This is a genomic window from Dysgonomonas termitidis (assembly GCF_042654545.1).
GTDB lineage: Bacteria > Bacteroidota > Bacteroidia > Bacteroidales > Dysgonomonadaceae > Dysgonomonas > Dysgonomonas termitidis.
On record NZ_JBHSGN010000064.1, the window covers coordinates 55461 to 80033 of the forward strand.

Sequence of the window (24573 nt, forward strand, 5' to 3'; positions counted from 1 at the left end):
AGGTACTTTTTTTTTACGTCATTGCAAAGTCTACATAGCAATTTTAATCATTTTTTATCAAAAAACAATGGAGACCTGCCAAAAGAGAACTGTAACTTACAATAAGCGAGTACAAAGGTAATATTATAAAGATAATTTATCAAACATAGAAGACCTGTATAACAAATAGTAGGATCAGATTCCTATTTATAATACTTTTGGTATATATCATTATACTCTTTCGATCCTTTAACCTGCTTTATCCATGTATTAAGCGAGTCTAAAAGAACCGGAGATTTTTCGCTTACCGCCCATGCTTCAATATGCGTGAAACCTATCAATGTGGAATAGTCTATTTCCGGCAAAGACCGCGCTATTTTCTCCGCACTTTTCTCATCGCAAACAGCGTAGTCAATATCTCCGGACGCTACCAGCATAGCCAACTGTTCGGCACCATAGGTAGAATCCTCTTTTATATAGATCGTATCACCTATCTCGTGCGAAAGGTTTCTTATCCGCAATATGGCAGGGGAATTGAGAGGGACATACAATGTCTTTTTAGCCAAAGCGAGATGACTTCGCAAAGGCTCCACCCCTTCGTTAAACTCTTTCTTCCGCTGTATCAGCACCTGCCTGTTTTGAGCGACAGGGTCGGTAAAAACGAGAGTACCCCGCAATTCGGAAGTAACCGGGATATTACGTGCCATGACATCATATTTTCCGTGTTTAAGTCCTTCGATACTTTTACCGAGGCTAGCTTCCAGCAGAATTTCGATTTTCAACGGAATATGCGCTTTTAGTAACTGAATCAGGTCATGATTGAATCCTGCTATAGTATCTCCTGAAACAAAGTAGCCTACAGAATTATAATCAGTAACAATATGCAGTACCCCATCTTTTTTTATCTGCGCAAAGTCCTTTGGCTGACCGCTTTTGCTGAATACAAAAACCGAGATGATTATTGATACTGTAATAAATAGTAAGACAGAAACCAGAGTTTTTTTCTTTGTCATGGTGTAATCAATTATTGAACCGCCACGAAATACCAAGTTTTAACATCCGGGGATTTACCGGATAGCGATAGAGTGTAAAAGATTGTCCATTGCCCATTCCATCTGTCAGATTATACATCATGATATAGAAACGGGTAAATTTCAAGTGTAAGTTTATATATGCCGTTGTTATCGGAAAATTACCAATCTTCTCCTTTTGCTGATTATAGAACTGCATGGTGAGCGGTTCGTAACCGGGAGCATAATATTCGGTAAAGAAGTGTCCGTCAACACCCATTTGCAGGGTCAATACCTTTGCTATTTTGGTCATCAGGTATATATTGGAATATATACTAAGTTCGGGCAGAGGAATTGCATTCTCGTTCCCGGACTTCTGATATACGATCTGGTTATCCCAATGAAAGATTCCCGCTTTCAGATTCTGATCTAAGCGTAAAGAAACTACCTGAACACTACCGGACTCTTGCGCCGTTACTTTATTTTCATTATAGTATATATAATTCTTTATATTTTCCACCCCTCCGCTAATGCGTGTTTTAGAAAAGGATAATTCCGGGAAATTAATTTCCCCGCCTACATATACCCTGTTGGTATTGCTAAAGTTGGTATTTTCACTATTCCAGTTCCAGTATTTGGAAGAAAAATTCTTTTGGAAGAAACTGGGGCTTATGCTTTTTATATATCCGTTCGCTTTTGCCGAAACCTGCTTGCCGAAAAGATTCAGCATAGTGGTAATTTCCCCCTCGAGTTTATAGTCCTTCCCATCCAGAATATTAAATTCTGCCGAAGCTTTATATCTCAGATATTTACCCTTCTCTTTTGACAGAACACCACCTATAGTCAACGCATTTTCACTATACCGTTCATGCAGTCCCGGCAATCCTCCCGGCATTGAGTATTTACGCACATCGTATTCGGCAAAGGCTGTCAGCCCGAACTTAGTCCATTTACGGAAACCTTCATTCATAGCCAAGGCAAATGTATTCTTAAATGAATAATACGACGTAAAGTCATTTATATTACTCATATATTTAGGTTCCGGATCAACACTTCCATCTATATTATTGTAATACTGATATAGAGTATCTATTCCTGCATAGTTCGATAAAAACCGACGTTTCTGGTCAGTATAATGTGTTGTGAATATCACACTGGCCGGAGAAATATAATTTGCTTTTTTACGCCAGGCTTTGGTGGTATCATTTACCATATATTCCTCTTCATCATTGCCCAGATCGTAGCGATTGGTCACATAGAGATGCTTACCCCTCATCTTGTTCCATGTACTTTGCATCCTCACAGGAATGTCCAGCGAATTGCCTCTGAATTGAGTCTGCACTATTTCATCCGAATTCGGATTGGTAATATATAAAGGATTGGTGATCCCGCCATTTTCTATATTGTTGAAATTGTTATTTGCCAGAAACGCATGCATTTTATATTTATCCCCTATATAGCTGGCATAAAAGTCATAGTTCATCTGCTTATTGGACAGCGAAGTATAATTTCCCCGCGAATATACATAGTCGAAGTCAAAGCCAACATTCAGTTTCTTACCCAGGTTCATGGAGATCTCCGTTTGCAAACGCTGTTCTGCGCTCTGCCCCCCGCCTCCTGTCTGATAGCGGACATTAGAATACGGAACTTTTGTATTAAGATAATACTTATCCTGTGGATCTTTACGCCAATAGTGCATGGCATCGAGGAATACAAAACGGGATGATTCGGGGCGGTCGAAAAATATCATCGATTGTGCCGGCGAACCGACATTCCCCAGATACCCCACATTGACATCGAAACCATCGACCAGCATACTCTGATGAAAATTAACGATAGCCGTATCCATCGGTAAGAAAATCCGCTCTCCCAAACGAGGCGAAATCTTCCATCCATATATAGGTGGGACTTCAACTTTGGCAGTATCTACCGTCGTAACCGTTACCGGAAAATTATCCGGAACCGGAGCTGCCGAATCCTCTTTTTGCTTTTGAACGGGGGGGGTAGACCGGGTGGGTCTACGCCTGCTATCCTGAGCGTTCAGCACGGAAAATATGGCAAAAAACAGAAACGCTGTCAGTATATATTTTTTCATCGGTGCAAACTTACACAAAAAATGAAAAATGAGAAGTTAATGTTTCTATAAAAACAGAGATTAGCGTCTATTTATTGTATCAAAATAACCAATGAATCAGATTACTCCTTTGGTAGACGGAAGTTCATAGTTGAAAATATCCCGTTTCTTTGCCATTTTGACGGCACGGGCAAAAGCTTTGAATATACCTTCTATTTTGTGATGTTCGTTTGCACCCTCCGCTTTTATATTCAAATTCATCTTTGCCGAATCGCTCAACGATTTGAAGAAATGCAGGAACATCTCGGTAGGCATATCTCCCACCCTCTCGCGATGAAACTCGGTATCCCATACCAGCCACGGACGTCCTCCGAAATCAAGAGCAACAGAACACAGGCAATCATCCATCGGCAAGTAATATCCATAGCGTTCTATTCCCCGTTTATCGCCAAAAGCCTTATAAAGCGCTTCACCCAGAGCTATCGCAGTATCCTCTATCGTATGATGTTCATCCACATTCAGGTCACCTTTTACTTTTATGGTCAAATCAATGCCCGAATGCTTGCCTATCTGTTCGAGCATATGGTCAAAGAATCCAAGACCGGTAGTTATATCGCAAATGCCTTTTCCATCCAGATTCAAAGCAATATAGATATCCGTTTCTTTTGTCGTACGCTTTACTTCTGCCTTTCGCTCTCCGGCAAAAAGAAATTCACTGATAATATCCCAGTCGGTAGTCTGCAATACACAAGCATCTTGTAATCCGGCAGGAACATCCATATCATCGCGTAAGAATATAGCTTTCGCTCCTAAATTTTTTGCCAGTTCCACGTCGGTCAGACGGTCACCGATTACAAATGAATGCGTCATATCATATTCTTCATTCATGTACTTACCCAATAGCCCTGTTCGGGGTTTCCGGGTAGGCGCATTGTCTTCGGGAAAACTGCGGTCGATAAGTATATCGTCGAAAGTAATCCCTTCACCCTGCAATGTTTTCAGCATCAGATTATGTGCCGGCCAGAATGTATCTTCGGGAAACGATGAGGTCCCCAATCCATCCTGATTGGTTACCATAACAAACTCGAAATCCAGATTTTTACGGATAAAATAAAGGTTACGGATAACTTTAGGATAGAACTCCAGCTTTTCAAGGCTATCCAGCTGATAGTCTACCGGTGGTTCTATCACGATTGTTCCGTCACGGTCTATAAATAATGCTCTTTTCTTCATGTCAAATATTTCTCAAAGTCTCTATCAATATCTTATTTTCTTCATCTGTACCCACAGTAATACGCAGACAACCTGCACAGAGAGATACAGAATTACGATTACGCACAATCACACCTTTATCTGCCAGCTGCTTATATAATCCGTTTGCATCTGTAACCCTGACCAATATAAAATTAGAGTCTGTCGGATATATTTTCTCTACAAAAGGGAGTTTTAGTAATTCCTCATTCAGATAATCGCGTCCTTTCAGCAAGATTTGTATCCATTCTTTCCTCAATTCCAGTTTATCCAGTTCTCCATTCACAAAGTTCTGCGTGAGGATATTTACATTGTACGGATACTTTACCTTATTGAATAGTTTGATAATTTCCGGTGACGCAAAAGCCATCCCCAGACGGACAGCGGCTAATCCCCATGCTTTGGAAAATGTTTGCAAAACTATCAGGTTCGGATATTTTTGTAAGTCATTCAGCCATGTTTTTTCTGATGCGAAATCGATATAGGCTTCATCTACGACTACAATACCGGGAAAAGAGTTCAACACTTTTTCTATTTCTTTCCTGTTCAGCAAATTACCTGTCGGGTTATTTGGAGAGCAGAGGAATATAAGTTTTGTATTCTCATCTGCCTTTTCCAACAATGTACCGGCATCAAGATCAAAATTACTGTTCAGCAATACTTTGCGATATTCCACATCGTTTACATCAGCACACACCTGATACATACCGTATGTAGGATCGATAGCCACAATATTATCTATACGGGGCTCGCAAAATATACGAATGACAAGGTCTATGGGTTCATCACTCCCATTGCCCAGGAAAATCTTCCCCTGCTGAATATCTTTTATTTTCGATATTTTTTCTTTCAGTGCCCATTGCAATGGGTCGGGATAACGGTTGTACTTATCGTTTAACGGATTTTCATTTGCATCCAGAAATACGGAAGCCTCCCCTTTAAACTCGTCACGTGCCGAAGAATAGGCCTTCATATTCCATACATTCTTGCGGACTAATTGTTGCAGATTCATTGTTTATTCAATTATCATTTAAATTTAATGCCCTTTGCACAATTCAAGAGCTTAGCACAAAGGACATTAAAACTATTTATCTTCAATCAGCCTGCGAAAGCTGACCATTTATAACTCTATCTTTACCCCCAGCAATTTATAAAACTCCCTTAATATAGCGGGATGCCCCGGCCATGCAGGAGAGGTGGTCAAATTACCGTCTGTGACAGCTTCCGTTGCCGGAATATCTTTATAATTACCACCGGCCAATGTTACTTCCGGACCTACGGCTACATAACATGTTAATGTACGTCCTTTTACCACATTGGCGGCTGTCAGTATCTGAATGCCGTGACAAATAGCAGCTACAGGCAAATTCTTTTCAAAGAAATAGCGTGTGTATTCTATCACCTTAGGGTCGAGACGGATATATTCAGGAGCACGTCCACCTGTGATATAAAGCCCTGCATAATCTTCCAGTTTCACACTATCGAAACTCTTCGTTAGTGTAAAATTGTGGCCTCTCAATTCCACATATGTCTGGAAACCCACAAAATCGTGTATTGCTGTTGCTACCTGATCCCCGGCTTTCTTTCCCGGACATACTACATCGACATGAAAGCCAATACTGCAAAGAGCCTGATAAGGAACCATCAATTCATAATCTTCAACAAAATCGCCTGCAAGCATCAATATTCTTTTACCCATGATTAAACAGATTTAGAAATTCAACAATCAATTTACTAGCCTAAATATAAGGATAATTGTTAAAATTGAACAGGTTCCGATAGTAAAAAATAATTAATCAGGCCTTTTCGTATGTCGTCACCACAAATATGATCAACGGCTCATCACCGGTATTGATGATAGAATGGTAATTATCATCACCCTGTATAGATGTCACATTTCCTTTTTTCAGGTTAAATTTCCTTGTTATTTTATCCTGTCCTTCACGTTCTATATATTCTCCCTCACCATGTACAAGCACATACAGCTCCTGTTCTTTCTTGGTTCCATGCTCATGAAACCCCGCCTGATCTCCCTTATTCAGCAGAACCATATATGTACCGATACGGTTGTTTACCAACTCTCCTTTCTCAAAGACAGAGAGCATATATACCACACCATTCCCATCGTACATAGGGTCACGTTTTTCCACATCTATTACGCCACGCTGCGACTTACCAAAAGGAGTTAGTGTAATGTCGATATATTTCGAAACTTCGTCAATTACCTGTTGTTTTTCTTTTTCCATTTTTATTTGCTTTTCCATTTCAAAGTGAGGAATACCCACCTCAGTAAATTCTTCTCCTACTATTTTATAATCATATTTCCGATAAAAACCCATAGCAACCTTGCGGGCATGAAGCACGATTTTCTCAAACCCTTCCCTTTCGGCCACATATTCGGCAAAAGAAAGCATACTCGTGCCAAGTCCACTTTTTTGTACTTCTGTGTCTACAGCCATTTGCCGCATTTTGACAGTTTTATTATTCAAGCGGGTGAGGATACAGCAGGCAACCATCTTTTGTTTTTCTGACAAAATAAGTCCCAAAAGCATATCATCCTTGTCCATTGTGATATCTTCATCCGTAAAAGTCAGGCCTAAAGGCTCTCTCAATATCTTTGTCCGAAGAATAAGCATTTCCTCATATTCCCGGCTCTTATATTTTATAATCAAGGGAGTAATCATTCTTTCAACCGTAATGTTACAGCATTTTTATGCGCATATAATTCCTCATTCTCCGCCATCACTTCTATTGCCGGGCCAAGATTACGGATACCGTCTTTCGTGATTTTCTGGAAAGTGATTTTCTTGACAAAGCTATCCAGGTTTACACCGCTGTAAGCTGTTGCATAACCGTTGGTAGGCAAAGTATGATTCGTTCCCGAAGCGTAATCTCCTGCACTTTCAGGCGTATAATGTCCGAGAAAAACCGAACCTGCATTTATGACCTGATCGGCAATATTCATATAATCGGATGTTTCTATAATCAGATGCTCCGGCGCATATTGGTTCGTCATATCGATTATTTCACTGTTGTCTTTTAACAGAATCAGTTTACTATTCAGCAAAGCCTTTTCCGCTATTTCACGGCGGGGTAATTCAACCAATTGCTGTTCTATTTCCTGCAATACATCCGCAATAAACTGTTCACTCGTAGTAGTCAGTATCACCTGACTGTCAGCCCCGTGTTCTGCCTGAGATAATAAATCCGCCGCCACAAATGCCGGGTTTGCCGTATCATCGGCTATTACCTGCACTTCCGATGGTCCGGCAGGCATATCTATAGCAACATCGCGAAGGCTTACAAGCTGTTTAGCTGTCATTACATACTGGTTGCCGGGCCCGAATATCTTATATACTTTCGGCACACTTTGGGTACCATAAGCCATGGCTCCGATGGCCTGTATCCCTCCTATCCTGAATATTTTATCTACTCCGGCTTCCTTCGCGGCAAAAAGTATTGCCGGATGTATTTTCCCGTCTTTACCCGGTGGAGAACAAAGTACAATTTCTTTACAGCCTGCAATCTTTGCCGGAACAGCAAGCATAAGCACTGTTGAGAATAAAGGCGCCGTCCCTCCCGGGATATATAAGCCGACCTTTTCTATAGCTACTGCTTTCTGCCAGCATGTAACTCCCTGAGTAGTCTCGATCTTCTTACTTTCGAAAATCTGACTGTGGTGAAAAGTCTTTATATTTTCTTTCGCCAACCGTATGGCCGCTTTCAGTTCTTCGGAAACCAAAGATACGGAAGCCTCTATCTCCTCTCTACTTACTGCCAATGAAGAAAGCTTTACTTTGTCGAATCTCTCTTCGTATTCGAACACCGCTTTATCTCCCCGTGTTTTAATTTCATCCAGCACAGCACCGACAGTGCTATTCAATGCTGATGTATCGAATACAGGGCGGGACAAAATACTTGCCCATTCCGAACGTTCGGGATATTTTATTATCTGCATTTGTCTATCCTCCATATTCTTTTTTCAACAAGCTATATATGGCAATATCGGTAAATACATTATCAACGAGTAATTCGCCATCACGTTCAATCCCTTCAGACTGAAAACCCAGTTTTTCGGGTATCCGCCTGCTTTTGTGATTGTTTATTGCAACTTTTATCTGTATGCGGTTTATATCCATTTCGGTAAAAGCATATTCTATCAATTTTCTGACGGAATGTAACATAATCCCTTTTCCCTGTGCATATTGTGACAGCCAGTAGCCTATTTCGACCTTTTTGTTGATTGAATCAGTATCTTTAAAACCGACCAAGCCTACAAATTGTCCCTGGAAATAAATGGTAAACTGCTTATCTGCCGTTACCAAAACATGATTTACAAAGCTGGCGGTATCCTCTACTTCCTTTGTCGTATCTACAAAGGGCAACCACTCGCGCATATATTCACGCTCGTCATTCAATGTATTGAAAATCTTAAAAATGTCATCTACCGACAGCGGATATAAAACTATATCGTCCGAAACCTGTATCATAATATCATTTTTTCGATTGGTAACACTAATATTCCTTCTGCACCTAAAGATTTCAGCTTACTTATCACTTCCCAGAAACGCTTATCTTCCACTACTGATTGCACCGAACACCAGCCTTTCGTCGCCAATGGGGTTACAGTAGGACTACGCATCCCGGGAAGAATATCGATAATTTCGCTCAATCTATCTTCAGGCGCATTCAAAAGTACATATTTTTTATCAGTTGCGGTTTGCACTGCTTCGATTCTGAAAATCAATTCGTCAAGAATATTCTTTTTTTCTTGCGAAAGATTCTTTGTCGCAATTAACAAAGCTTCCGACTGCATAACTACTTCCACTTCTTTCAACCGGTTACTGACAAGTGTACCTCCGGAGCTGACAATGTCGAAAATTGCATCCGATAATCCGATACTCGGTGAAATCTCTACCGAACCTGTAATAATATGTATATCGGAATGGATACCCAGTTCCTTCATATATTTATTCAGGATAAAAGGATAAGAGGTAGCGATTTTTTTTCCTTCAAACCATTTTATGCCTTCATAATTTTCATCTTTGGGAATGGCCAGAGACAGACGGCATTTACTAAAGCCCAGTCGTTTTACAATCTCTGCATCCTCATTTTTTTCCATGTATTCGTTCTCTCCCACCACTCCTATGTCGGCAACACCTGTAGCCACAGCTTGCGGAATATCATCATCACGTAAAAAAAGTATCTCTACCGGAAAACCTTTTGCCGGCACCAGTAATGTACGCTTAATATTATTCAGTTTTACACCTGCTTCCTGCAGAAGCTCCATAGTTTCTTCAAATAATCGGCCTTTCGATTGTACTGCAATTCTTAATACCATAGTATATTTAATTTTATATTATTTCGAAAACAAAAAAAGAGCTTACCCTCATCAGGCAAGCTCTTTTTATATTTTTGCAAACAAATCACATCAATATACGTTACTTACCGATCGGCAGTAATATAAGATGATGATGATGTGCTTTATTGTACATAATTATATTCTTTACGAAAACAAAAGTATATATTTTTCACAATAAAACAAACTTTTGTCAATTTATTTTCCGTGTCTGTTTCGTTGTGGATTTGCTTTTCTGCGCTCTTCAATCTTTTGCAGCATATATTCTTTGAATTTCATATCCACTGCACGATATTTTTCTACTTTCTGGGCAGACAATACTTCCCCGAATTTTTTATAATATTCTATCTGAAGTTCTGCTTCCCGTTTTTCCGATTCCAGATTCAGTTTGGTTATGCGTTGGTAATCTTCTTCGGTCTTGTTAGGTTTTTCTTTCAACACGCGGGTTTCTCTACGGGCATCCCTGTTCACTTCAAATTTTCTGGACATGAACTCCGACTCCAAAGGAATAAACGCTTTGGCTTCGGCATCTGTCAGGTTCAGTTCTTTTATCAGGAAAGCTGCTTTCTCCTTTTTTATAGTTTCTATATCAAAACCACTTCGTTTCAGACCCTGACCATTTATTGAATGTGTTGTAGACACTATGATAATCAATAAGATCAGAATACTTTTAAATTTCATATAAAAAACATTTTTTAGTTTAATTACTATACATCACATCCCGGTACTTGGCCCTTGCTACTTCATCTTCAAGAAACAAATAATAATCTTCCTCCTCAGAAGAAGAGGCTATAGCAGAAGCAACTACAGGATCAGGTTCGGCAGTCTTTTCTTCATTCAGTATTCCTGTTGAAAATATGACTCCACAAAACACGGCAGCCGCGGCTGTCCAAGGCAATGCCTTTCTCCACAACGGGACAACTTTCGCTTTTTCTGTTTCTTTTTCAGGAAGTTTACCCATCATATCAGCATTAAAATTCTCGAAATAATTTTCGGGAACCTTAAACGGATTCTTCTTTTTGTCAAAACTATCCAACATAATTACTTTTCTTTAATAACTCTATCTATACTATAGACTATGATTAGATAAAAAGGTTTAATCGTCAGCAGATAAAAATTCTTCTATTTTTTTCACTGCATGATGGTATGATGCTTTCAGTGCGCCAACCGAAGTTTCCAGTATATCCGACATATCTTCATACTTCATTTCATCGAAGTATTTCATATTAAAAACGATACGTTGTTTCTCAGGAAGTGTCAATATCGCCTTTTGCAGTTTCAGTTGCGCTTTGTCTCCGTCAAAATATTCATCACCTTCGAGACGTGAGACCAGAAACGTATCCGCATCGTCTATCGACACATTATTTAATGTGCGTTGCTTATTCAAAAATGTAATCGCTTCATTAATCGCAATACGGTACAGCCATGTGGACAATTTGGAATCTCCCCTGAAATTCTCAATGCTGGTCCATACCTTAATAAAGGTATTCTGGAGGACATCGTTTGCATCGTCATGACTCAGTACGATCTTACGGATCTGCCAATAAAGCGTCTCGCTAAACTCTTTCACAAGTTCAGAAAAAGCAGCCTGCTGATTTTTCGGGTCATGCAACCTTTCTACTAAATTATTCTCTGTATCTTGTAACATTTATTCCAAAATCCTTTTTTACTGCCCGTGATCTTCTAAATCGGAATCATCACCGTAATCGGCTTCTTCATCAGCTCCGCCCTGTCCGTTCTCAAACCATTCTATAAAGTTATCTACATGTGTTTTATTATTCTCCCACCATTTAAGCGATTCGGGGAAATAAGCCACACTGACATAGCGGCAATATGTATCGAAATGTCCTGAACCCAGTATTTCCTCATAGGTAGGCACAAAGAAATACCACAATAAACCATTCAGGGAATCATTCTGCATCTGAGCCAATGTGAAAAATATCAATTTGGACGATTCTACAAAAAATGTATATTGCGACACCTCGTCTGTGGCCCCTGTCTTGTGTTTTTGTATCGCATCATACAGGTAGCGTCTGTCTACCCCGTCTTCAGGAGATAATTTCTCCGAACCGGGATCGATCTTAGTATTGATTATATCAAACATTTCTCCGAAAGCGTCTTTCGAACGTTCTGTGTTGGGCTCAAGCAACAAAAAGAAATGAAATGCATAAAAACTTTGCACCCAGCGTCCCAAATCGTTCAGAGCATAGGCATAAAGAAGAAATGCACTGGAATGAGTGGCATCTATTTCTATGGCCTTCCGCAGATGCTGCACTGCCATACGGTTATCCTTATTATTGAAGTAACAAAGCCCCAGATTGAAATGCAACAGGTATTCATCTCCGCATTTCTCTACTGCTTCGTTTAATATCTTCAGGGCATCGCCCATTTTATCCTGATTGGCCAGCGCCGTGCCTTTTACAATATACGCGTCCATCAGCAGAGGCTGAAAATTGGCCGTGATCACTTTCGTACTGTTGCGAATGGCTTTATCGTAATCTTTGAGCTGCAAGTATGATAAAGACATCTCATAAATAGCGGACATTGATGTCGGGTTTACTTTCAATGCTTCCTCATAACAGGCTATTGCCTCTTTATAGCGTCCCTTATCATGCAATGCCACACCCTGCCTTATTAATTTATCGGAAGAGGGTTGTGCATATATTGTTAATGTTGTAAATAATAAGAATAATATAATTAAGCCGTTCCTCATGCAATATTTCGTTTTATGAAATACAAAAGTAAGAAAATACTCTTTAAATGTATTCTCTGTTCAGATTCTTTGACAATTTTATAGAAGGAAGGTTTAAATTCCTGTAGCAGGGAAGCTCTGGTTTTCTGTTTTTCGCAAACAAGATTCATTATCTGATAACTGTTACGGTCTACAAATACAAAGAATAAAGGACAGGGGAAATAGATCTGGCTTAATCCCCTGCCATTGTATGAATATTATAAATCTTTATATTCAACACTTAGAATATTACCGGTAGCCGGAGAAAGCCATGTAGTAGCAGTAAGCTCCTCGGCATCGCAACCCAATCCAAAATAAAACTTTCCGTTCAGGTATTCAAATGAGCGGGCAAAAGCAGGTGCTGTAAAATGAAACAGAGTAGTCCATTCCACGGGATCGGCGTCGATATTCCGTGTTGCCAGTACGATATTTTTGTAAACTTCATCGCCCGTCCGGATGGATGCCAGTACCAACAACCATTCACCTTTAATCAGTATATCCCTCGGTAATGCCTCCTCCGGCAAAGACAAACGGGATATATCGCTGTGACCGCGTGCGCGTATAAGTGCCACCGGCTTGTATTGATGGTCGTTATATGTATGACCTATGATGTAAACGGTTCGCCCGTTAAATACTACGGCACGTTCCACACGGGTTTCCCCGCCGACATTGATGCCTGCCGTGAAAAGCGGGCGATCCTTCTGTGGCAAAAAAACGAAATCACTCATTTCCCCGGGACAGTAAATCCAGTTGAAATTCGAATACAGGGCACCTGCCAGGGGTACCAATGTATAAATCCGCGAACCGATTATAGTCTTGCCGGAATTGTTCCAGGTTAGTCCGTTATCTGACGAGACCTGTATGGCTGAATTACCATTCGGCCCGATGGCTGCATAGAGTTTGTTACCATACTTGTAAATATCATATACATGTACGCCATTGGGAATGGTTCGGTATTTTTTCCAGGCTCCGGACTCCAGCCGGTAAAAATTACCCAAACTCCAGCTCTCCCGCGAATCATGACCAGGGAGATAAAGTTCGTTATCGAACTCACGGATCAGGTGTATCTGTTCTTCGTCGACGGTATATTCCACGGCAAATTTCTGCGATACCGGATCGAAGGTCCACAGGTCAGCTCTCCCGGCATTGGATGCGGGAGGATTGTTAGACGAGTTCCCTCCGCCGAAATATATCTTGCCGTGATAAGCATACATATCCCATACATTACGGGCATAAACGCGCTGGGTACCGTCCGCATACCGCGTCTTTAGGGGGTTGCCAAGTTCGACGACCTGACCGGTCACATCACCAAGCGAATGCAGGTTTGTATCCGGATCTTCGCTACAGGAAATGAAGAAAAATAGCGGAATAAAAGAAAAATACAAGAAGATATTACGCTTATTCGTAATTTGATTTCGGATAAAAGAATAGTAGTTTCTCATTGGGCTGAAAAATTAGGTTAAGTTAATATGTAAATATTAATATGGGCCGTAAATAATAGATATTAAATTATATATATATGAACCTTGGGCATCTGACTACATATTTTCTGATAGATTGTTAAGTAACTACTTCCATTTTATGGATTTAGAATCCAATTAAAATATTCCGGATTAAAAACCGAATGGATAGGAGGCAAATATAGATATTATTATTAAATATGTTTATCCTTGTCGCATATGATTAAATTACATATTCGTGTACTTTTTTTATGTATTAGTACACACCTCTTTTGGGGATCAATCAATACAGGTTGCCGTCAACCGACAAAGAGAACATCACTACTTAGCTTGGCAACCCTAGAAGGTAAAGAGATACTCTAAACCGAAATAATTAAGTGAACAATAAACTGAATTCCTATCTTATTTTTCTATCAATGATAAATAGAATCTCTCATAATAGCCACTTATTACATTTCAATATGTCTTATTTTTTAAAACAAGCAGTTGCAAATTTCCACATATAAAGCCTTAAAACACAAAATTATCACCGAACCACACTCGTCCAAAAACAGAAAGACAAACTTCAGATATGCCGGACTTTAGAATAAACTCAAACAGGAATGTAATATAAAAGACGTCATATCATAGAATTTTTTTATTATTTTTGTTAGTTCTGGGAGATTAAAAAATTAACTAAAAACTTCAATTATAATGAAAAGTACCACTTTTGATATAGATATGATTCGCAAATTCTACGAATCCTACCCATCAAAGGTTGAAGAGGCTAAGAACAAACTAAAACGCCCTTTGACTCTGTCCGAAAAAATCCTATATGCACATCTATCGAAAGATGAATCCATTAAGGATTTTGTACGCGCAACAGATTATGTGAACTTTTCACCGGACAGGGTTGCCATGCAGGACGCTACCGCACAAATGGCCCTGTTGCAATTGATGAATTCGGGACGCACAAAAGTAGCTGTACCATCGACAGTACACTGTGACCACCTGATACAGGCATACAAATCGGCAAAGGAAGATCTGAACACTGCCGAAGTAACAAACAAAGAAGTATTTGACTTTCTGAGCAACGTATCCAATAAATTCGGAATCGGTTTCTGGAAACCCGGCGCAGGTATCATCCATCAGGTGGTACTCGAAAACTATGCCTTCCCCGGCGGGATGATGATCGGAACAGACTCCCACACTCCAAATGCCGGAGGGCTGGGGATGGTAGCCATAGGCGTAGGTGGCGCCGATGCAGTAGATGTAATGGCGGGAATGCCCTGGGAACTGAAAATGCCGAAAATCATCGGGGTAAAACTGACCGGAAAATTGTCGGGCTGGGCTTCTCCTAAAGACGTCATACTGAAACTGGCAGGTATACTCACCGTGAAAGGTGGGACAAACGCCATTATCGAATATTTTGGCGAAGGCACCGCTTCATTGTCTGCCACAGGGAAAGGTACGATTTGTAATATGGGTGCGGAAGTAGGTGCTACGACATCCATTTTCCCCTATGATGAAAAATCATCCGAATACCTGAAAGCGACTTTCCGCAATGATGTCGCAGAGCTGGCCGACAAAATAATGGAGCATCTGCAGCCTGATGCTGAGATAGCCGGTAATCCTCAAAAGTATTTCGACCAGATAATTGAAATAGATTTATCGACTCTCGAACCGTATGTAAACGGGCCTTTTACACCCGATGCGGCACATCCTATTTCTCAGTTTGCCAAAGCGGTAAAAGAAAACGGTTATCCGCAAAAGATGGAAGTGGGCCTAATCGGCTCATGTACAAACTCTTCATACGAAGACATGTCGCGTGCGGCATCGATCGTCGCTGATGCCAAAAAGAAAAATATAAAAGTAAAAGCTCAATTTATAATCAATCCCGGCTCGGAACAGGTACGCTATACCGCCGAAAGAGATGGTATATTACCGGTCTTCGAAGAAGCGGGGGCAACCATCATGGCAAATGCCTGCGGGCCTTGTATCGGACAATGGAAAAGGGAGTCGGATAACCCGGAGCGGCCCAATTCAATCGTAACATCGTTTAACCGTAATTTTGCCAAACGAAACGACGGTAATCCGAATACCCATGCCTTTGTTACATCACCGGAAATTGTGGCGGCACTCAGCATTGCCGGAGATCTATGCTTCAATCCGATGACGGATACACTGGTAAATGAAAACGGGGAACATGTAAAACTACAGGAACCTCAGGGATATGAACTACCGCCAAACGGATACAAAAAAGATGATGACGGATTTATCGCTCCGGCAGCTGACGGTTCAAATATTGAGGTAAAAATAGCCCCCGATTCACAACGCCTGCAAGAGCTGAAACCGTTCCCTGCATGGGACGGAAAAGATATTACCGCCCAGCCGCTGTTAATAAAAGCAAAAGGCAAATGTACTACCGACCACATTTCGATGGCTGGCCCGTGGCTCCGCTTCCGAGGACATCTGGATAATATATCCGACAATATGCTGATCGGCGCGGTCAATGCATTCAATGACAAGACAAATGCTGTACTGGATGTGGAAACCGGAGAATTTATAGCCGTTCCTAAACTTGCCCGGAAATTCAAAGCGGAAGGGCTTGGGTCTGTCGTAGTGGCTGAAGAAAACTACGGGGAAGGCTCATCCCGTGAACACGCAGCAATGGAACCCCGGTTTCTGAATGTGAAGGCTATACTTGTAAAGTCTTTTGCACGCATACATGAAACCAATCTCAAAAAACAAGGTATGCTTGCCCTTACCTTTATCGATAAGAATGATTATAACAAGGTAAGCGAAGATGATAAAATAAGCATACAAGGGCTAACCGATTTCAGACCGGGAAAGAACCTTACCGTCGAGCTCACCCATAAAAACGGTGAAAAAGAATCGTTCGAGGTAGCCCATACCTATAACGATACGCAGATAGAATGGTTTAAGGCAGGGAGTGCCCTGAATTATATGAAACAATAATAACCGGAGTCTGCATGGTTTTCAATATACTTCTTTTTCCAGGTTTTGAAACACTCGATGTATTCGGGCCTGTGGAAATATTCGGTAAGGTTGAAGGTAACATAATCAGATATTATTCTGAAACCGGAGGCCTTATCCGCAACACGGACAATATTGAGATAAAAACCGATCCGGCAGAATTATTAATGCCGGAGGAAACGGATATACTGCTTATTCCCGGAGGAACGGGCACACGAAAGGAAATAGACAATCCGGTCTTTATAGAGAAGATAAGGACGTTAGCCAGCGGCAGTCAATATACTCTTACTGTTTGCACGGGTAGTGCATTATTAGCTAAAACCGGTTTACTGGACGGCAGAAGCGCGACATCAAACAAATGTGCTTTCGGCTGGGTGGAAAGTGCCTCATCCAAAGTTAACTGGATAAAGCAGGCACGCTGGGTAAAAGACGGCAAGTATTACACCTCATCGGGCGTCAGCGCCGGAATGGATATGGCTTTAGGCTTTATTCGCGACATGCTGGGGACAGAAGAAGCCCGGAAGATAGCTTTCAGGATAGAATATAATTGGCAGGAAGATGAAAGCACCGATAACTTTTGCAATCAGCAGATTAAATGAATATAGATATACAACCCATAATGGAATCCGATTTTGAAGAGCTGGTCTCCCTATTTCTGGAATTTGCCACCTTTGAAAAATTACCTGAAAAGATGACTAATTCCGTCGGACAGATGCTAAAAGAAAAGAATTATTTTCACGGCTTTGTAGCCAGGGATAAGGATGGCTCCATTATCGGATATGCGACTTACTTCTTCGCTTATTATACATGGACAGGCAAATCCCTGTACATGGATGACTTATATGTCAGACAGGCATACAGGGGAAAAGGTATAGGTACACTCCTTATTAACAAGGTGATCGCTTATGCTAAAAAAGAATGTTGTAATGGCCTGCGCTGGCAGGTTTCGGAATGGAACCATCCTGCGATAAAGTTTTAAAGGGTCTGGGTGCGACAATTAATGAAGTGGAACGAAATTGTGACTTATTATTTTAAGCCATAATTTAAACTCAAAATATAAACCATATAACAAATATACTATGGAGAGATTACTGGATAAGGAAATAGTGGATAAGATATCGGCAACAGTGAGGGTAACTAGTAACTTCGACCCCGAACTGTTCCAGAAAATGAATGTAAAACGGGGCCTTCGCAACGAAGATCATACCGGCGTAGTTGTAGGACTTACCAAAGTGGGCGATGTTGTGGGGTATGAACGCAGCGAAGACGGCAAGCTGACACCTATCCCCGGCAAACTTATATACAGGGGAATCAGTCTCGAAGACATAGTCAGGGGTACCCAGAAAGAAAACAGGCTGGGATTTGAAGAGGTGGTCTATCTTATCCTTTCGGGAAATATGCCAAACAAGAAGGAGTTGAAGGAATTCTCAGAACTGATGAGTTGTATCATGGACCTGAAACCAAAAATTGTAATGCATATACTTGACCTCGTAGGGAATGATATTATGAATTATCTTTCACGTTGTGTACTCGAATTATATACATTCGACGACAAGCCGGACGAAACCACCCCCGAGAACCTGATACGCCAATCGCTGAACCTCGTTGCCACTTTCCCTACTATCATAGCTTATGCCCATAATGCATTAAGGCACAGCAATGGCAAGTCTCTCCACATCAGACATCCGCAATCGAACCTGTCGCTTGCCGAAAATTTCCTGTATATGATGAAAGGACACCACTATACACAGTTGGATGTAAAAATTCTCGACCTGGCGCTTATGGTACATGCCGACCACGGGGGAGGTAATAACTCCACTTTTACGGTACGTGTCACCAGTTCGACAGGTACGGATACCTATTCGGCCATTGCCGCGGGCATAGGTTCACTGAAAGGGCCTCTGCATGGAGGAGCAAACCTGAAAGTCATCGATATGATGAAGAACATTAAGACCAATGTGAAAGACTGGACAAGCGTTGAAGAAGTAGACGCCTATCTGCTGAAGATATTAAATAAAGAAGCTTATGACAGAACAGGCCTCATTTATGGTATAGGACATGCCATATATACAATATCGGACCCCCGTACCATGCTACTCAAGGAAATGGCCCGCGAGCTTGCCATAGAGAAAGGGCGGGAAGAAGAATATAACTTCTATAAGCTGCTGGAAGAAAGAGCGATCCTCAACTTTATGGAGAAAAAGGGTAAGAATGTCAATAAGCAGGTATGCGCCAATGTGGACTTCTATTCGGGCTTCGTATATGATATGATAGGCCTGCCCCAGGAAATATACACTCCATTGTTTGCGATGGCGCGTATCGTGGGCTGGTGTGCCCACCGGATCGAAGAACTCAACTTCAAGCAAAAGCGGATTATCCGCCCTGCATACAAGAATGCCGCCGACATAAAAGAATACATACCCATTGCCGATAGAAAATGAAACAAACGGTATTAATTATCGCTGCTATATACGGAATGCTCTCGGTAATACTGGGAGCATTCGGCGCACATGCATTTAAAGACATACTCACACCGGAAAAACTTATCAGTTTCGAAACCGGAGTGCGTTATCAGATGTACCATGCCATCGTATTACTGGTTATAGGCCTCACACTGCCATTTACATCGCCATTGGAAAAGTGGGCTGCTATCTGTATTATTACAGGAGTCCTGCTTTTTTCTTTCAGCATTTATTTTTTATCCTTTTCCGGACATTGGGGAATAAATCTGCGTTTCTTAGGTCCGGTAACGCCTGTAGGGGGATTATTCCTGATTGCAGGATGGCTGTTATTGATTATATTTTTTATTAAAAATAAAATTTTCTGATATTTTTTCCATTTTGATGTAACCAAATTAGAAAGGGATGCGTCATACCTATAAATAATCATTTCAAAAAAGAATATTAAGATGAAAACACTATTGTACACAATCGGTATTACGCTATTAGTTTTAAGCGCCCAGTCCTGTTCATTCAATTCAGTGAGAGGAAATGGAAATATAACAGAGAATGAAGTCAGTATCTCGGATTATAAGGAGATAGAGTTCAGTGGAGGCTCAAGCATTGTCTATGAACAAAAACCAGATGCCGCACCATATCTAAGGATAGAAACAGACGAAAATATTTTCCCTCTGCTGATTGTAGAATCCAATGATGGCATCCTCTCTATCAGGAATAAGGAAAATGTGAGCCCTACTAAATACAATATCTATACCAACTCTACGACTTTGGCCCGTGTGAGTGCAAGCGGCTCAATCAAGCTCCACATCAAAGGAAAACTGGAAACTTCCGACCTGGTTTTATCGGTTTCGGGCAGTGCAAATATCCTAGGAGACAGCATTGTAGCACAAAGCGTGACTACAAAAGTTTCCGGCTCGGGTGATATTGCAATGACCGGTAAAGTGAACCGGATCGAAAGCAGTATATCAGGCAGTGGAAAAACAAATACGATGGATATGCAAGCCGACACAGTAACATGTTCTGTATCAGGCAGCGGAAACTTCTCTGTATACGCTGAAAAGTTGCTGACTGTAAGAGTATCGGGTAGCGGCAATGTGCAGTATAAGGGAAATGCGCAGGTAGATCAGGCCATATCGGGTTCCGGAAAAGTAGTTAAAGTACAGTAATAATAGCTTTCAGAATAAAAAGGCCATGAAAAACAAACGATTTCACGGCCTTTTGTTTTTTTTCAGGAGGCTTCACATTCCTATCTGAGTCTTAACGTAATGATTCGCATCATCTTCTGTCAAAAAGTATAACAAACCTTTAAACTCAAACGGGAACTTCTCGATCAACATCGGAATTAACCTTGACTCTTTCTTCTCCATCACGAAGTTTTCATGAGTGGTCGGCGTCTGTTGTTTATCATCAATGTTATTAATCCGAAACACATTGACAGACAATATTTTCGGGTCTACCCTGTATAAAATATCCCCGACTTTTAAAGTTCCATTAAATCTCATAGCAGTCCTCACTTTAAAAGATGAAACATAAGTAGTGTATTAGATAAAAGGAAGAAAGGCTATAAATTGTTCACACAAAGCGTCCTTTTAACGCTATATTTTTATGCAAACGTATTTTTTAAATACATTTTCACATTTTAGATATTCATTTAGAATAAAATGCAGAGAAGATTACCGCATATTCTTACAAGAATTTTATCTATATAGATGGCAAAAGCTATGAGTTCTTTGAAAGACCGGTTAGGAGATTTGTAAATTAGTAAATGAATGGAAAGGTGTTACTTTTTTGAAAGTTACAAGTTACTGCGCCCTTCGGGTAGTTACAAGTTACGAGTTGGCTGGCGTTTTGTTTTGTTTCACGCAAAGACGCAAAGGCGCAAAGTTTTACATCTTACGAGTTGTTGACTGATGACTGTAAATAGTGTTACCTTTGTTACCTTTTTGAGAATAGTTACAAGTAGACAAGACACGAGATACAAGATACAAGTTGTTAACTGCTTACTGTTGACTGTTTATTGATATATCTGTTACCTTTGTTACCTTTTAACAGTTACAAGTTACTGCGCCCTTCGGGCAGTTACGAGTATACAAGATACGAGATACAAAATACGAGTTGTTCACTGTTTACTGTTTACTGATATCCCTGTTACCTTTGTTACCTAAGTATGCAGAATAATAGAATTTAATTGATTTTCAATTGATAAGGGAGAGAAAGAGAGAAACAGGTAACAATTTAGAAACAACCAAGATACTTTTCGTTTCGCTTTATTTTCATAGATTCAAATAACTCTTTTGACAAAAATATGTATTCTTTTTTAAGAATCAATCATGAATGAAAAAAGAAAAAGATCAACCTTGGAGGAATAATCTTCTTTTATTTTGATTATATAAATATATCTTATTCTTTAGAATCTTCGATTTTTGGAGGAGTTCCTTCGAAGCCTTTTCTATTTGTAGTGAGATATTTTTGGTCTGTTGTTCGGTTCTTTGCTTTCAATTTTGTATCTTAGTTCATTGAAATACAGTTAATATTATGGCAACTTTATCAATAGAAAGTTGTGATAAGCTTTCAATTTTGTATCTTAGTTCATTGAAATACAGTCAGGTAATCTGGAGATACTTCTTCCCGATAGTTGTGATAAGCTTTCAATTTTGTATCTTAGTTCATTGAAATACAGTTGTCGGGCTTAATGGATGAATTGGATATTAGTTGTGATAAGCTTTCAATTTTGTATCTTAGTTCATTGAAATACAGTTGTTTTCGGCGAAGACATACCTAAAAAGAGTTGTGATAAGCTTTCAATTTTGTATCTTAGTTCATTGAAATACAGTGATGAAGAGCTGGAGGCTCTCCTGTTAGCAGTTGTGATAAGCTTTCAATTTTGTATCTTAGTTCATTGAAATACAGTCCCATCCGTGGGAGTACCTGAAGAATATCAGTTGTGATAAGCTTTCAATTTTGTATCTTAGTTCATTGAAATACAGTATCGGCTGAATATTCAGCAAAGCTTTGTAAGTTGTGATAAGCTTTCAATTTTGTATCTTAGTTCATTGAAATACAGTTACATATCCTGACATATATGCGAAAAAAGGTTGTGATAAGCTTTCAATTTTGTATCTTAGTTCATTGAAATACAGTGATACTTATTTCTGTGAAAAGTGCCTGGAAGTTGTGATAAGCTTTCAATTTTGTATCTTAGTTCATTGAAATACAGTCTCCCATAATTATTATATTTGTTTCAATATGTTGTGATAAGCTTTCAATTTTGTATCTTAGTTCATTGAAATACAGTTAGAGGCGGAAGACAAAGCCAATGAAGCCCGTTGTGATAAGCTTTCAATTTTGTATCTTAGTTCATTGAAATACAGTCTTTTTAGCTTTTTCAGGCCGTTGGATATGGTTGTGATAAGCTTTCAATTTTGTATCTTAGTTCATTGAAATACAGTTGCATTTTTTCAAATATTATCGGCTTTTGCGTTGTGATAAGCTTTCAATTTTGTATCTTAGTTCATTGAAATACAGTATAGGTATAGATAATATTCTGTAATTCAACAACTAGCACAACTCATTAGGATTTCAAAAAATGATGTATTTCAAATAAAAATCCCGACCAAAATCGGGATTTTTTATTCTTAAAAAAGTTCCAGTTGTTGTCCTTCCGTTTTCTTGGCTTCCGCAGTTTTGCCATAAAATAATTCCATCATTCCAAATTGTTTGTCCGTTATACAGATGATTCCTACATGCCCTTTTTCAGGTAAAAACTTTTTAACCCGCTTGATATGCACATTCGCGTTTTCCATACTCATACAATGACGGAGATAGATTGAAAACTGAAACATCGTAAATCCATCCTTTTGCAGATTTTTACGGAAATCAGCATATACCTTCCGGTCTTTTTTTGTTTCGGTAGGAAGATCGAACAGTACTAAAACCCACATAACCCTATATTGATTTAATCTGTCCTGTTGCATAACATGATGTCACATTACAAATTCAGGATATTTTATTTTCCGCAACTTACCTTCAAAACATTGCGTCAAAGAAGATGTAGTCTGACTGACTGCGACCATTAAAGGACTTCTCCGGTCATTAATCATTACATCAATGGTAGGTATTTGCAATAATTGTGCTTTTATGGACTGTGACAGCTCTTCAATATTTTCCCCGCTATCTACAATGGAAAGTACAATCGCATCGACAAAGGGACGATAAGGTTCCATAATATCATCTGCCAAGCAGTAAGCATTGTAACGGTTGTGGTGATGTATTCCCAAAGTAGGCAGTAATCCACTGGAAACCAGTGAGCGCGCCACAACAGCCCGGAGAATAGCATAACCATAGTTCAGCAGGTTGTTGGGAGGAGATTCCTCCCTGCCCCTGACAAAGCCTTCAATTTTAGGGAAAGCCTCTTTCCAGTAATAAGCGGCAGCTCGTGCTTCATAATTATCCGGATCACCACTTTTCACATCGCCTGACCAATATTCCATATTACGAATATTGCATGAACGGAATTTTCGCAAAACTTCAGTTTGATTCTTTATCTTAGCTTTGATGGTCTGTTGCCAAAGGTTCTTTTTCAAAGGATCGGTAGCCTGAATTTGCGCATTGAATTTCTCTGTCTGCGTTTTATTCCCGCATAGCGGAAGCATCAGCCCAACCGGCATACGGTTGCTATTGCAGGTAATAAGAGCGGTATTGTTCTCCAAAAGCATCTCTATCAGCCCATGTGTCAGGGTGATTTGCTTATGATCGAGGACAACGACGCCCAAATCCTCGACAGGGAAAGTTGTTTCGCTATCCTTTTTGAATTTTTCGGGCAGAGTATCGTTCTTTTCAACCTCGGGCAGTTTCACTACCAACTGGTTGTTGCGCATACTCAGGTATGTCGGGTTGCCGAAATAAAGTGTCTTTTTTATCATGGTATTTCATTTGAATGTTAAGATTTATAACAAATATAATTTTTTTTTTTCAAAATGTTTTGTTTGTAAAAAAAGATTCATATTTTTATAAAAAATATTCTTTTTTGGTTTTTTGTATAAATAGTGTATTCATATTATATATATATGAAGAGTATAAAGAGAAAATAAAGGCATAAGTAAAATAAAGAACTTCATATTATAATATATATGAGAGTGTTGTGATAGGCTTTTAATTTTTATCTTATGCCTTTCTGAAGATAAAAACCTAATCAAACGGGAATTTGATTAGGTTTCCTAGAGGTAAGGCACCTCAATTATTTCACATTATTATTTTATCTTTATGAATAAAGAA

General features: G+C 39.8%; 23 protein-coding genes and 1 CRISPR repeat array. Of the genes, 6 read left to right on the forward strand and 17 right to left on the reverse strand.

Features of this window, described 5'->3' with window-relative positions:
• Positions 1 to 182: 182 nt before the first annotated feature.
• The 14 genes from ACFO6W_RS09340 to ACFO6W_RS09405 form a co-directional block, all read right to left on the reverse strand.
• A complete protein-coding gene (locus ACFO6W_RS09340; RefSeq protein WP_379995639.1) occupies positions 183 to 992 on the reverse strand; it encodes a transporter substrate-binding domain-containing protein in 810 nt (269 codons plus the stop codon).
• Positions 993 to 999: 7 nt separating this feature from the next.
• On the reverse strand, positions 1000 to 3084 hold the full coding sequence (locus ACFO6W_RS09345; protein WP_379995641.1) for a putative porin: 2085 nt from the start codon (positions 3082 to 3084) through the stop codon (positions 1000 to 1002).
• 96 nt (positions 3085 to 3180) lie between these two features.
• Positions 3181 to 4296, reverse strand: coding sequence for a bifunctional histidinol-phosphatase/imidazoleglycerol-phosphate dehydratase HisB (gene hisB, locus ACFO6W_RS09350; protein ID WP_379995643.1), 1116 nt, complete (start codon positions 4294 to 4296; stop codon positions 3181 to 3183).
• Position 4297: 1 nt separating this feature from the next.
• Positions 4298 to 5326, reverse strand: coding sequence for a histidinol-phosphate transaminase (hisC, locus tag ACFO6W_RS09355; RefSeq protein ID WP_379995645.1), 1029 nt, complete (start codon positions 5324 to 5326; stop codon positions 4298 to 4300).
• A gap of 108 nt (positions 5327 to 5434) precedes the next feature.
• Complete coding sequence (locus ACFO6W_RS09360) at positions 5435 to 6013, reverse strand: DJ-1/PfpI family protein (RefSeq protein WP_379995647.1); 579 nt, start codon at positions 6011 to 6013, stop codon at positions 5435 to 5437.
• A gap of 97 nt (positions 6014 to 6110) precedes the next feature.
• Positions 6111 to 6998 carry a GNAT family N-acetyltransferase gene (locus ACFO6W_RS09365; RefSeq protein WP_379995649.1) on the reverse strand — a complete coding sequence of 296 codons (888 nt, stop codon included), beginning with the start codon at positions 6996 to 6998 and terminating at the stop codon, positions 6111 to 6113.
• A complete protein-coding gene (gene hisD, locus ACFO6W_RS09370; protein ID WP_379995913.1) occupies positions 6995 to 8272 on the reverse strand; it encodes a histidinol dehydrogenase in 1278 nt (425 codons plus the stop codon). Before hisD ends, ACFO6W_RS09365 begins: the two co-directional genes overlap by 4 nt.
• Before the next feature lie 4 nt (positions 8273 to 8276).
• Complete coding sequence (locus ACFO6W_RS09375; protein ID WP_379995651.1) at positions 8277 to 8804, reverse strand: GNAT family N-acetyltransferase; 528 nt, start codon at positions 8802 to 8804, stop codon at positions 8277 to 8279.
• Positions 8801 to 9655: an ATP phosphoribosyltransferase gene (gene hisG / locus ACFO6W_RS09380; RefSeq protein WP_379995653.1), complete on the reverse strand. Its 855-nt coding sequence runs from the start codon at positions 9653 to 9655 to the stop codon at positions 8801 to 8803. Before hisG ends, ACFO6W_RS09375 begins: the two co-directional genes overlap by 4 nt.
• Before the next feature lie 216 nt (positions 9656 to 9871).
• Positions 9872 to 10354: a hypothetical protein gene (locus ACFO6W_RS09385; RefSeq protein ID WP_379995655.1), complete on the reverse strand. Its 483-nt coding sequence runs from the start codon at positions 10352 to 10354 to the stop codon at positions 9872 to 9874.
• 19 nt (positions 10355 to 10373) lie between these two features.
• On the reverse strand, positions 10374 to 10712 hold the full coding sequence (locus ACFO6W_RS09390) for a hypothetical protein (RefSeq protein WP_379995657.1): 339 nt from the start codon (positions 10710 to 10712) through the stop codon (positions 10374 to 10376).
• Between the two features lie 57 nt (positions 10713 to 10769).
• Positions 10770 to 11321, reverse strand: a complete 552-nt coding sequence (locus ACFO6W_RS09395; RefSeq protein ID WP_379995659.1) for an RNA polymerase sigma factor — start codon at positions 11319 to 11321, stop codon at positions 10770 to 10772.
• A gap of 18 nt (positions 11322 to 11339) precedes the next feature.
• Entirely contained in the window at positions 11340 to 12386 is a 1047-nt protein-coding gene (locus ACFO6W_RS09400; RefSeq protein WP_379995661.1) for a tetratricopeptide repeat protein, read from the reverse strand.
• Between the two features lie 236 nt (positions 12387 to 12622).
• Entirely contained in the window at positions 12623 to 13846 is a 1224-nt protein-coding gene (locus ACFO6W_RS09405; RefSeq protein ID WP_379995663.1) for a hypothetical protein, read from the reverse strand.
• A gap of 711 nt (positions 13847 to 14557) precedes the next feature.
• Between ACFO6W_RS09405 and ACFO6W_RS09410 the strand changes: the two genes are divergently transcribed.
• From ACFO6W_RS09410 to ACFO6W_RS09435, 6 genes are all read left to right on the forward strand, one after another.
• Positions 14558 to 16822, forward strand: coding sequence for an aconitate hydratase (locus tag ACFO6W_RS09410; protein ID WP_379995665.1), 2265 nt, complete (start codon positions 14558 to 14560; stop codon positions 16820 to 16822).
• A 14-nt stretch (positions 16823 to 16836) separates the two neighbouring features.
• A complete protein-coding gene (locus tag ACFO6W_RS09415; protein ID WP_379995667.1) occupies positions 16837 to 17439 on the forward strand; it encodes a DJ-1/PfpI family protein in 603 nt (200 codons plus the stop codon).
• Positions 17436 to 17819, forward strand: coding sequence for a GNAT family N-acetyltransferase (locus tag ACFO6W_RS09420; protein ID WP_379995669.1), 384 nt, complete (start codon positions 17436 to 17438; stop codon positions 17817 to 17819). Before ACFO6W_RS09415 ends, ACFO6W_RS09420 begins: the two co-directional genes overlap by 4 nt.
• Before the next feature lie 100 nt (positions 17820 to 17919).
• A complete protein-coding gene (locus tag ACFO6W_RS09425) occupies positions 17920 to 19281 on the forward strand; it encodes a citrate synthase (protein WP_379995672.1) in 1362 nt (453 codons plus the stop codon).
• Entirely contained in the window at positions 19278 to 19667 is a 390-nt protein-coding gene (locus ACFO6W_RS09430) for a DUF423 domain-containing protein (protein WP_379995674.1), read from the forward strand. The genes ACFO6W_RS09425 and ACFO6W_RS09430 overlap by 4 nt, the downstream gene beginning before the upstream one ends.
• 81 nt (positions 19668 to 19748) lie before the next feature.
• Entirely contained in the window at positions 19749 to 20465 is a 717-nt protein-coding gene (locus ACFO6W_RS09435) for a head GIN domain-containing protein (protein ID WP_379995676.1), read from the forward strand.
• Positions 20466 to 20537: 72 nt separating this feature from the next.
• Here the strand turns inward: ACFO6W_RS09435 and ACFO6W_RS09440 are convergent, their stop codons facing one another.
• From ACFO6W_RS09440 to cas1, 3 genes are all read right to left on the reverse strand, one after another.
• Positions 20538 to 20801, reverse strand: a complete 264-nt coding sequence (locus tag ACFO6W_RS09440) for a hypothetical protein (RefSeq protein ID WP_379995678.1) — start codon at positions 20799 to 20801, stop codon at positions 20538 to 20540.
• A gap of 979 nt (positions 20802 to 21780) precedes the next feature.
• Positions 21781 to 22825: a CRISPR direct-repeat array (repeat unit 47 nt; unit sequence GTTGTGATAAGCTTTCAATTTTGTATCTTAGTTCATTGAAATACAGT).
• A gap of 109 nt (positions 22826 to 22934) precedes the next feature.
• On the reverse strand, positions 22935 to 23240 hold the full coding sequence (cas2, locus tag ACFO6W_RS09445) for a CRISPR-associated endonuclease Cas2 (protein ID WP_379995680.1): 306 nt from the start codon (positions 23238 to 23240) through the stop codon (positions 22935 to 22937).
• A 42-nt stretch (positions 23241 to 23282) separates the two neighbouring features.
• Positions 23283 to 24221: a type II CRISPR-associated endonuclease Cas1 gene (cas1, locus tag ACFO6W_RS09450; protein WP_379995682.1), complete on the reverse strand. Its 939-nt coding sequence runs from the start codon at positions 24219 to 24221 to the stop codon at positions 23283 to 23285.
• Positions 24222 to 24573: the final 352 nt, after the last annotated feature.

Excerpts from the sequence above, each read along its gene's own strand:
- ACFO6W_RS09345 (WP_379995641.1), bottom strand. The coding sequence starts at position 3,084 with ATGAAAAAATATATACTGACAGCGTTTCTGTTTTTTGCCATATTTTCC.
- ACFO6W_RS09415 (WP_379995667.1), top strand. The coding sequence starts at position 16,837 with ATGGTTTTCAATATACTTCTTTTTCCAGGTTTTGAAACACTCGATGTA.
- ACFO6W_RS09400 (WP_379995661.1), bottom strand. The coding sequence starts at position 12,386 with ATGAGGAACGGCTTAATTATATTATTCTTATTATTTACAACATTAACA.
- cas2 (WP_379995680.1), bottom strand. The coding sequence starts at position 23,240 with ATGTGGGTTTTAGTACTGTTCGATCTTCCTACCGAAACAAAAAAAGAC.
- ACFO6W_RS09365 (WP_379995649.1), bottom strand. The coding sequence starts at position 6,998 with ATGATTACTCCCTTGATTATAAAATATAAGAGCCGGGAATATGAGGAA.
- ACFO6W_RS09395 (WP_379995659.1), bottom strand. The coding sequence starts at position 11,321 with ATGTTACAAGATACAGAGAATAATTTAGTAGAAAGGTTGCATGACCCG.
- hisC (WP_379995645.1), bottom strand. The coding sequence starts at position 5,326 with ATGAATCTGCAACAATTAGTCCGCAAGAATGTATGGAATATGAAGGCC.
- ACFO6W_RS09405 (WP_379995663.1), bottom strand. The coding sequence starts at position 13,846 with ATGAGAAACTACTATTCTTTTATCCGAAATCAAATTACGAATAAGCGT.
- ACFO6W_RS09420 (WP_379995669.1), top strand. The coding sequence starts at position 17,436 with ATGAATATAGATATACAACCCATAATGGAATCCGATTTTGAAGAGCTG.
- ACFO6W_RS09430 (WP_379995674.1), top strand. The coding sequence starts at position 19,278 with ATGAAACAAACGGTATTAATTATCGCTGCTATATACGGAATGCTCTCG.
- hisD (WP_379995913.1), bottom strand. The coding sequence starts at position 8,272 with ATGCAGATAATAAAATATCCCGAACGTTCGGAATGGGCAAGTATTTTG.
- cas1 (WP_379995682.1), bottom strand. The coding sequence starts at position 24,221 with ATGATAAAAAAGACACTTTATTTCGGCAACCCGACATACCTGAGTATG.
- ACFO6W_RS09340 (WP_379995639.1), bottom strand. The coding sequence starts at position 992 with ATGACAAAGAAAAAAACTCTGGTTTCTGTCTTACTATTTATTACAGTA.
- hisG (WP_379995653.1), bottom strand. The coding sequence starts at position 9,655 with ATGGTATTAAGAATTGCAGTACAATCGAAAGGCCGATTATTTGAAGAA.
- ACFO6W_RS09410 (WP_379995665.1), top strand. The coding sequence starts at position 14,558 with ATGAAAAGTACCACTTTTGATATAGATATGATTCGCAAATTCTACGAA.
- ACFO6W_RS09435 (WP_379995676.1), top strand. The coding sequence starts at position 19,749 with ATGAAAACACTATTGTACACAATCGGTATTACGCTATTAGTTTTAAGC.
- ACFO6W_RS09360 (WP_379995647.1), bottom strand. The coding sequence starts at position 6,013 with ATGGGTAAAAGAATATTGATGCTTGCAGGCGATTTTGTTGAAGATTAT.
- ACFO6W_RS09385 (WP_379995655.1), bottom strand. The coding sequence starts at position 10,354 with ATGAAATTTAAAAGTATTCTGATCTTATTGATTATCATAGTGTCTACA.
- ACFO6W_RS09440 (WP_379995678.1), bottom strand. The coding sequence starts at position 20,801 with ATGAGATTTAATGGAACTTTAAAAGTCGGGGATATTTTATACAGGGTA.
- hisB (WP_379995643.1), bottom strand. The coding sequence starts at position 4,296 with ATGAAGAAAAGAGCATTATTTATAGACCGTGACGGAACAATCGTGATA.
- ACFO6W_RS09390 (WP_379995657.1), bottom strand. The coding sequence starts at position 10,712 with ATGTTGGATAGTTTTGACAAAAAGAAGAATCCGTTTAAGGTTCCCGAA.
- ACFO6W_RS09425 (WP_379995672.1), top strand. The coding sequence starts at position 17,920 with ATGGAGAGATTACTGGATAAGGAAATAGTGGATAAGATATCGGCAACA.
- ACFO6W_RS09375 (WP_379995651.1), bottom strand. The coding sequence starts at position 8,804 with ATGATACAGGTTTCGGACGATATAGTTTTATATCCGCTGTCGGTAGAT.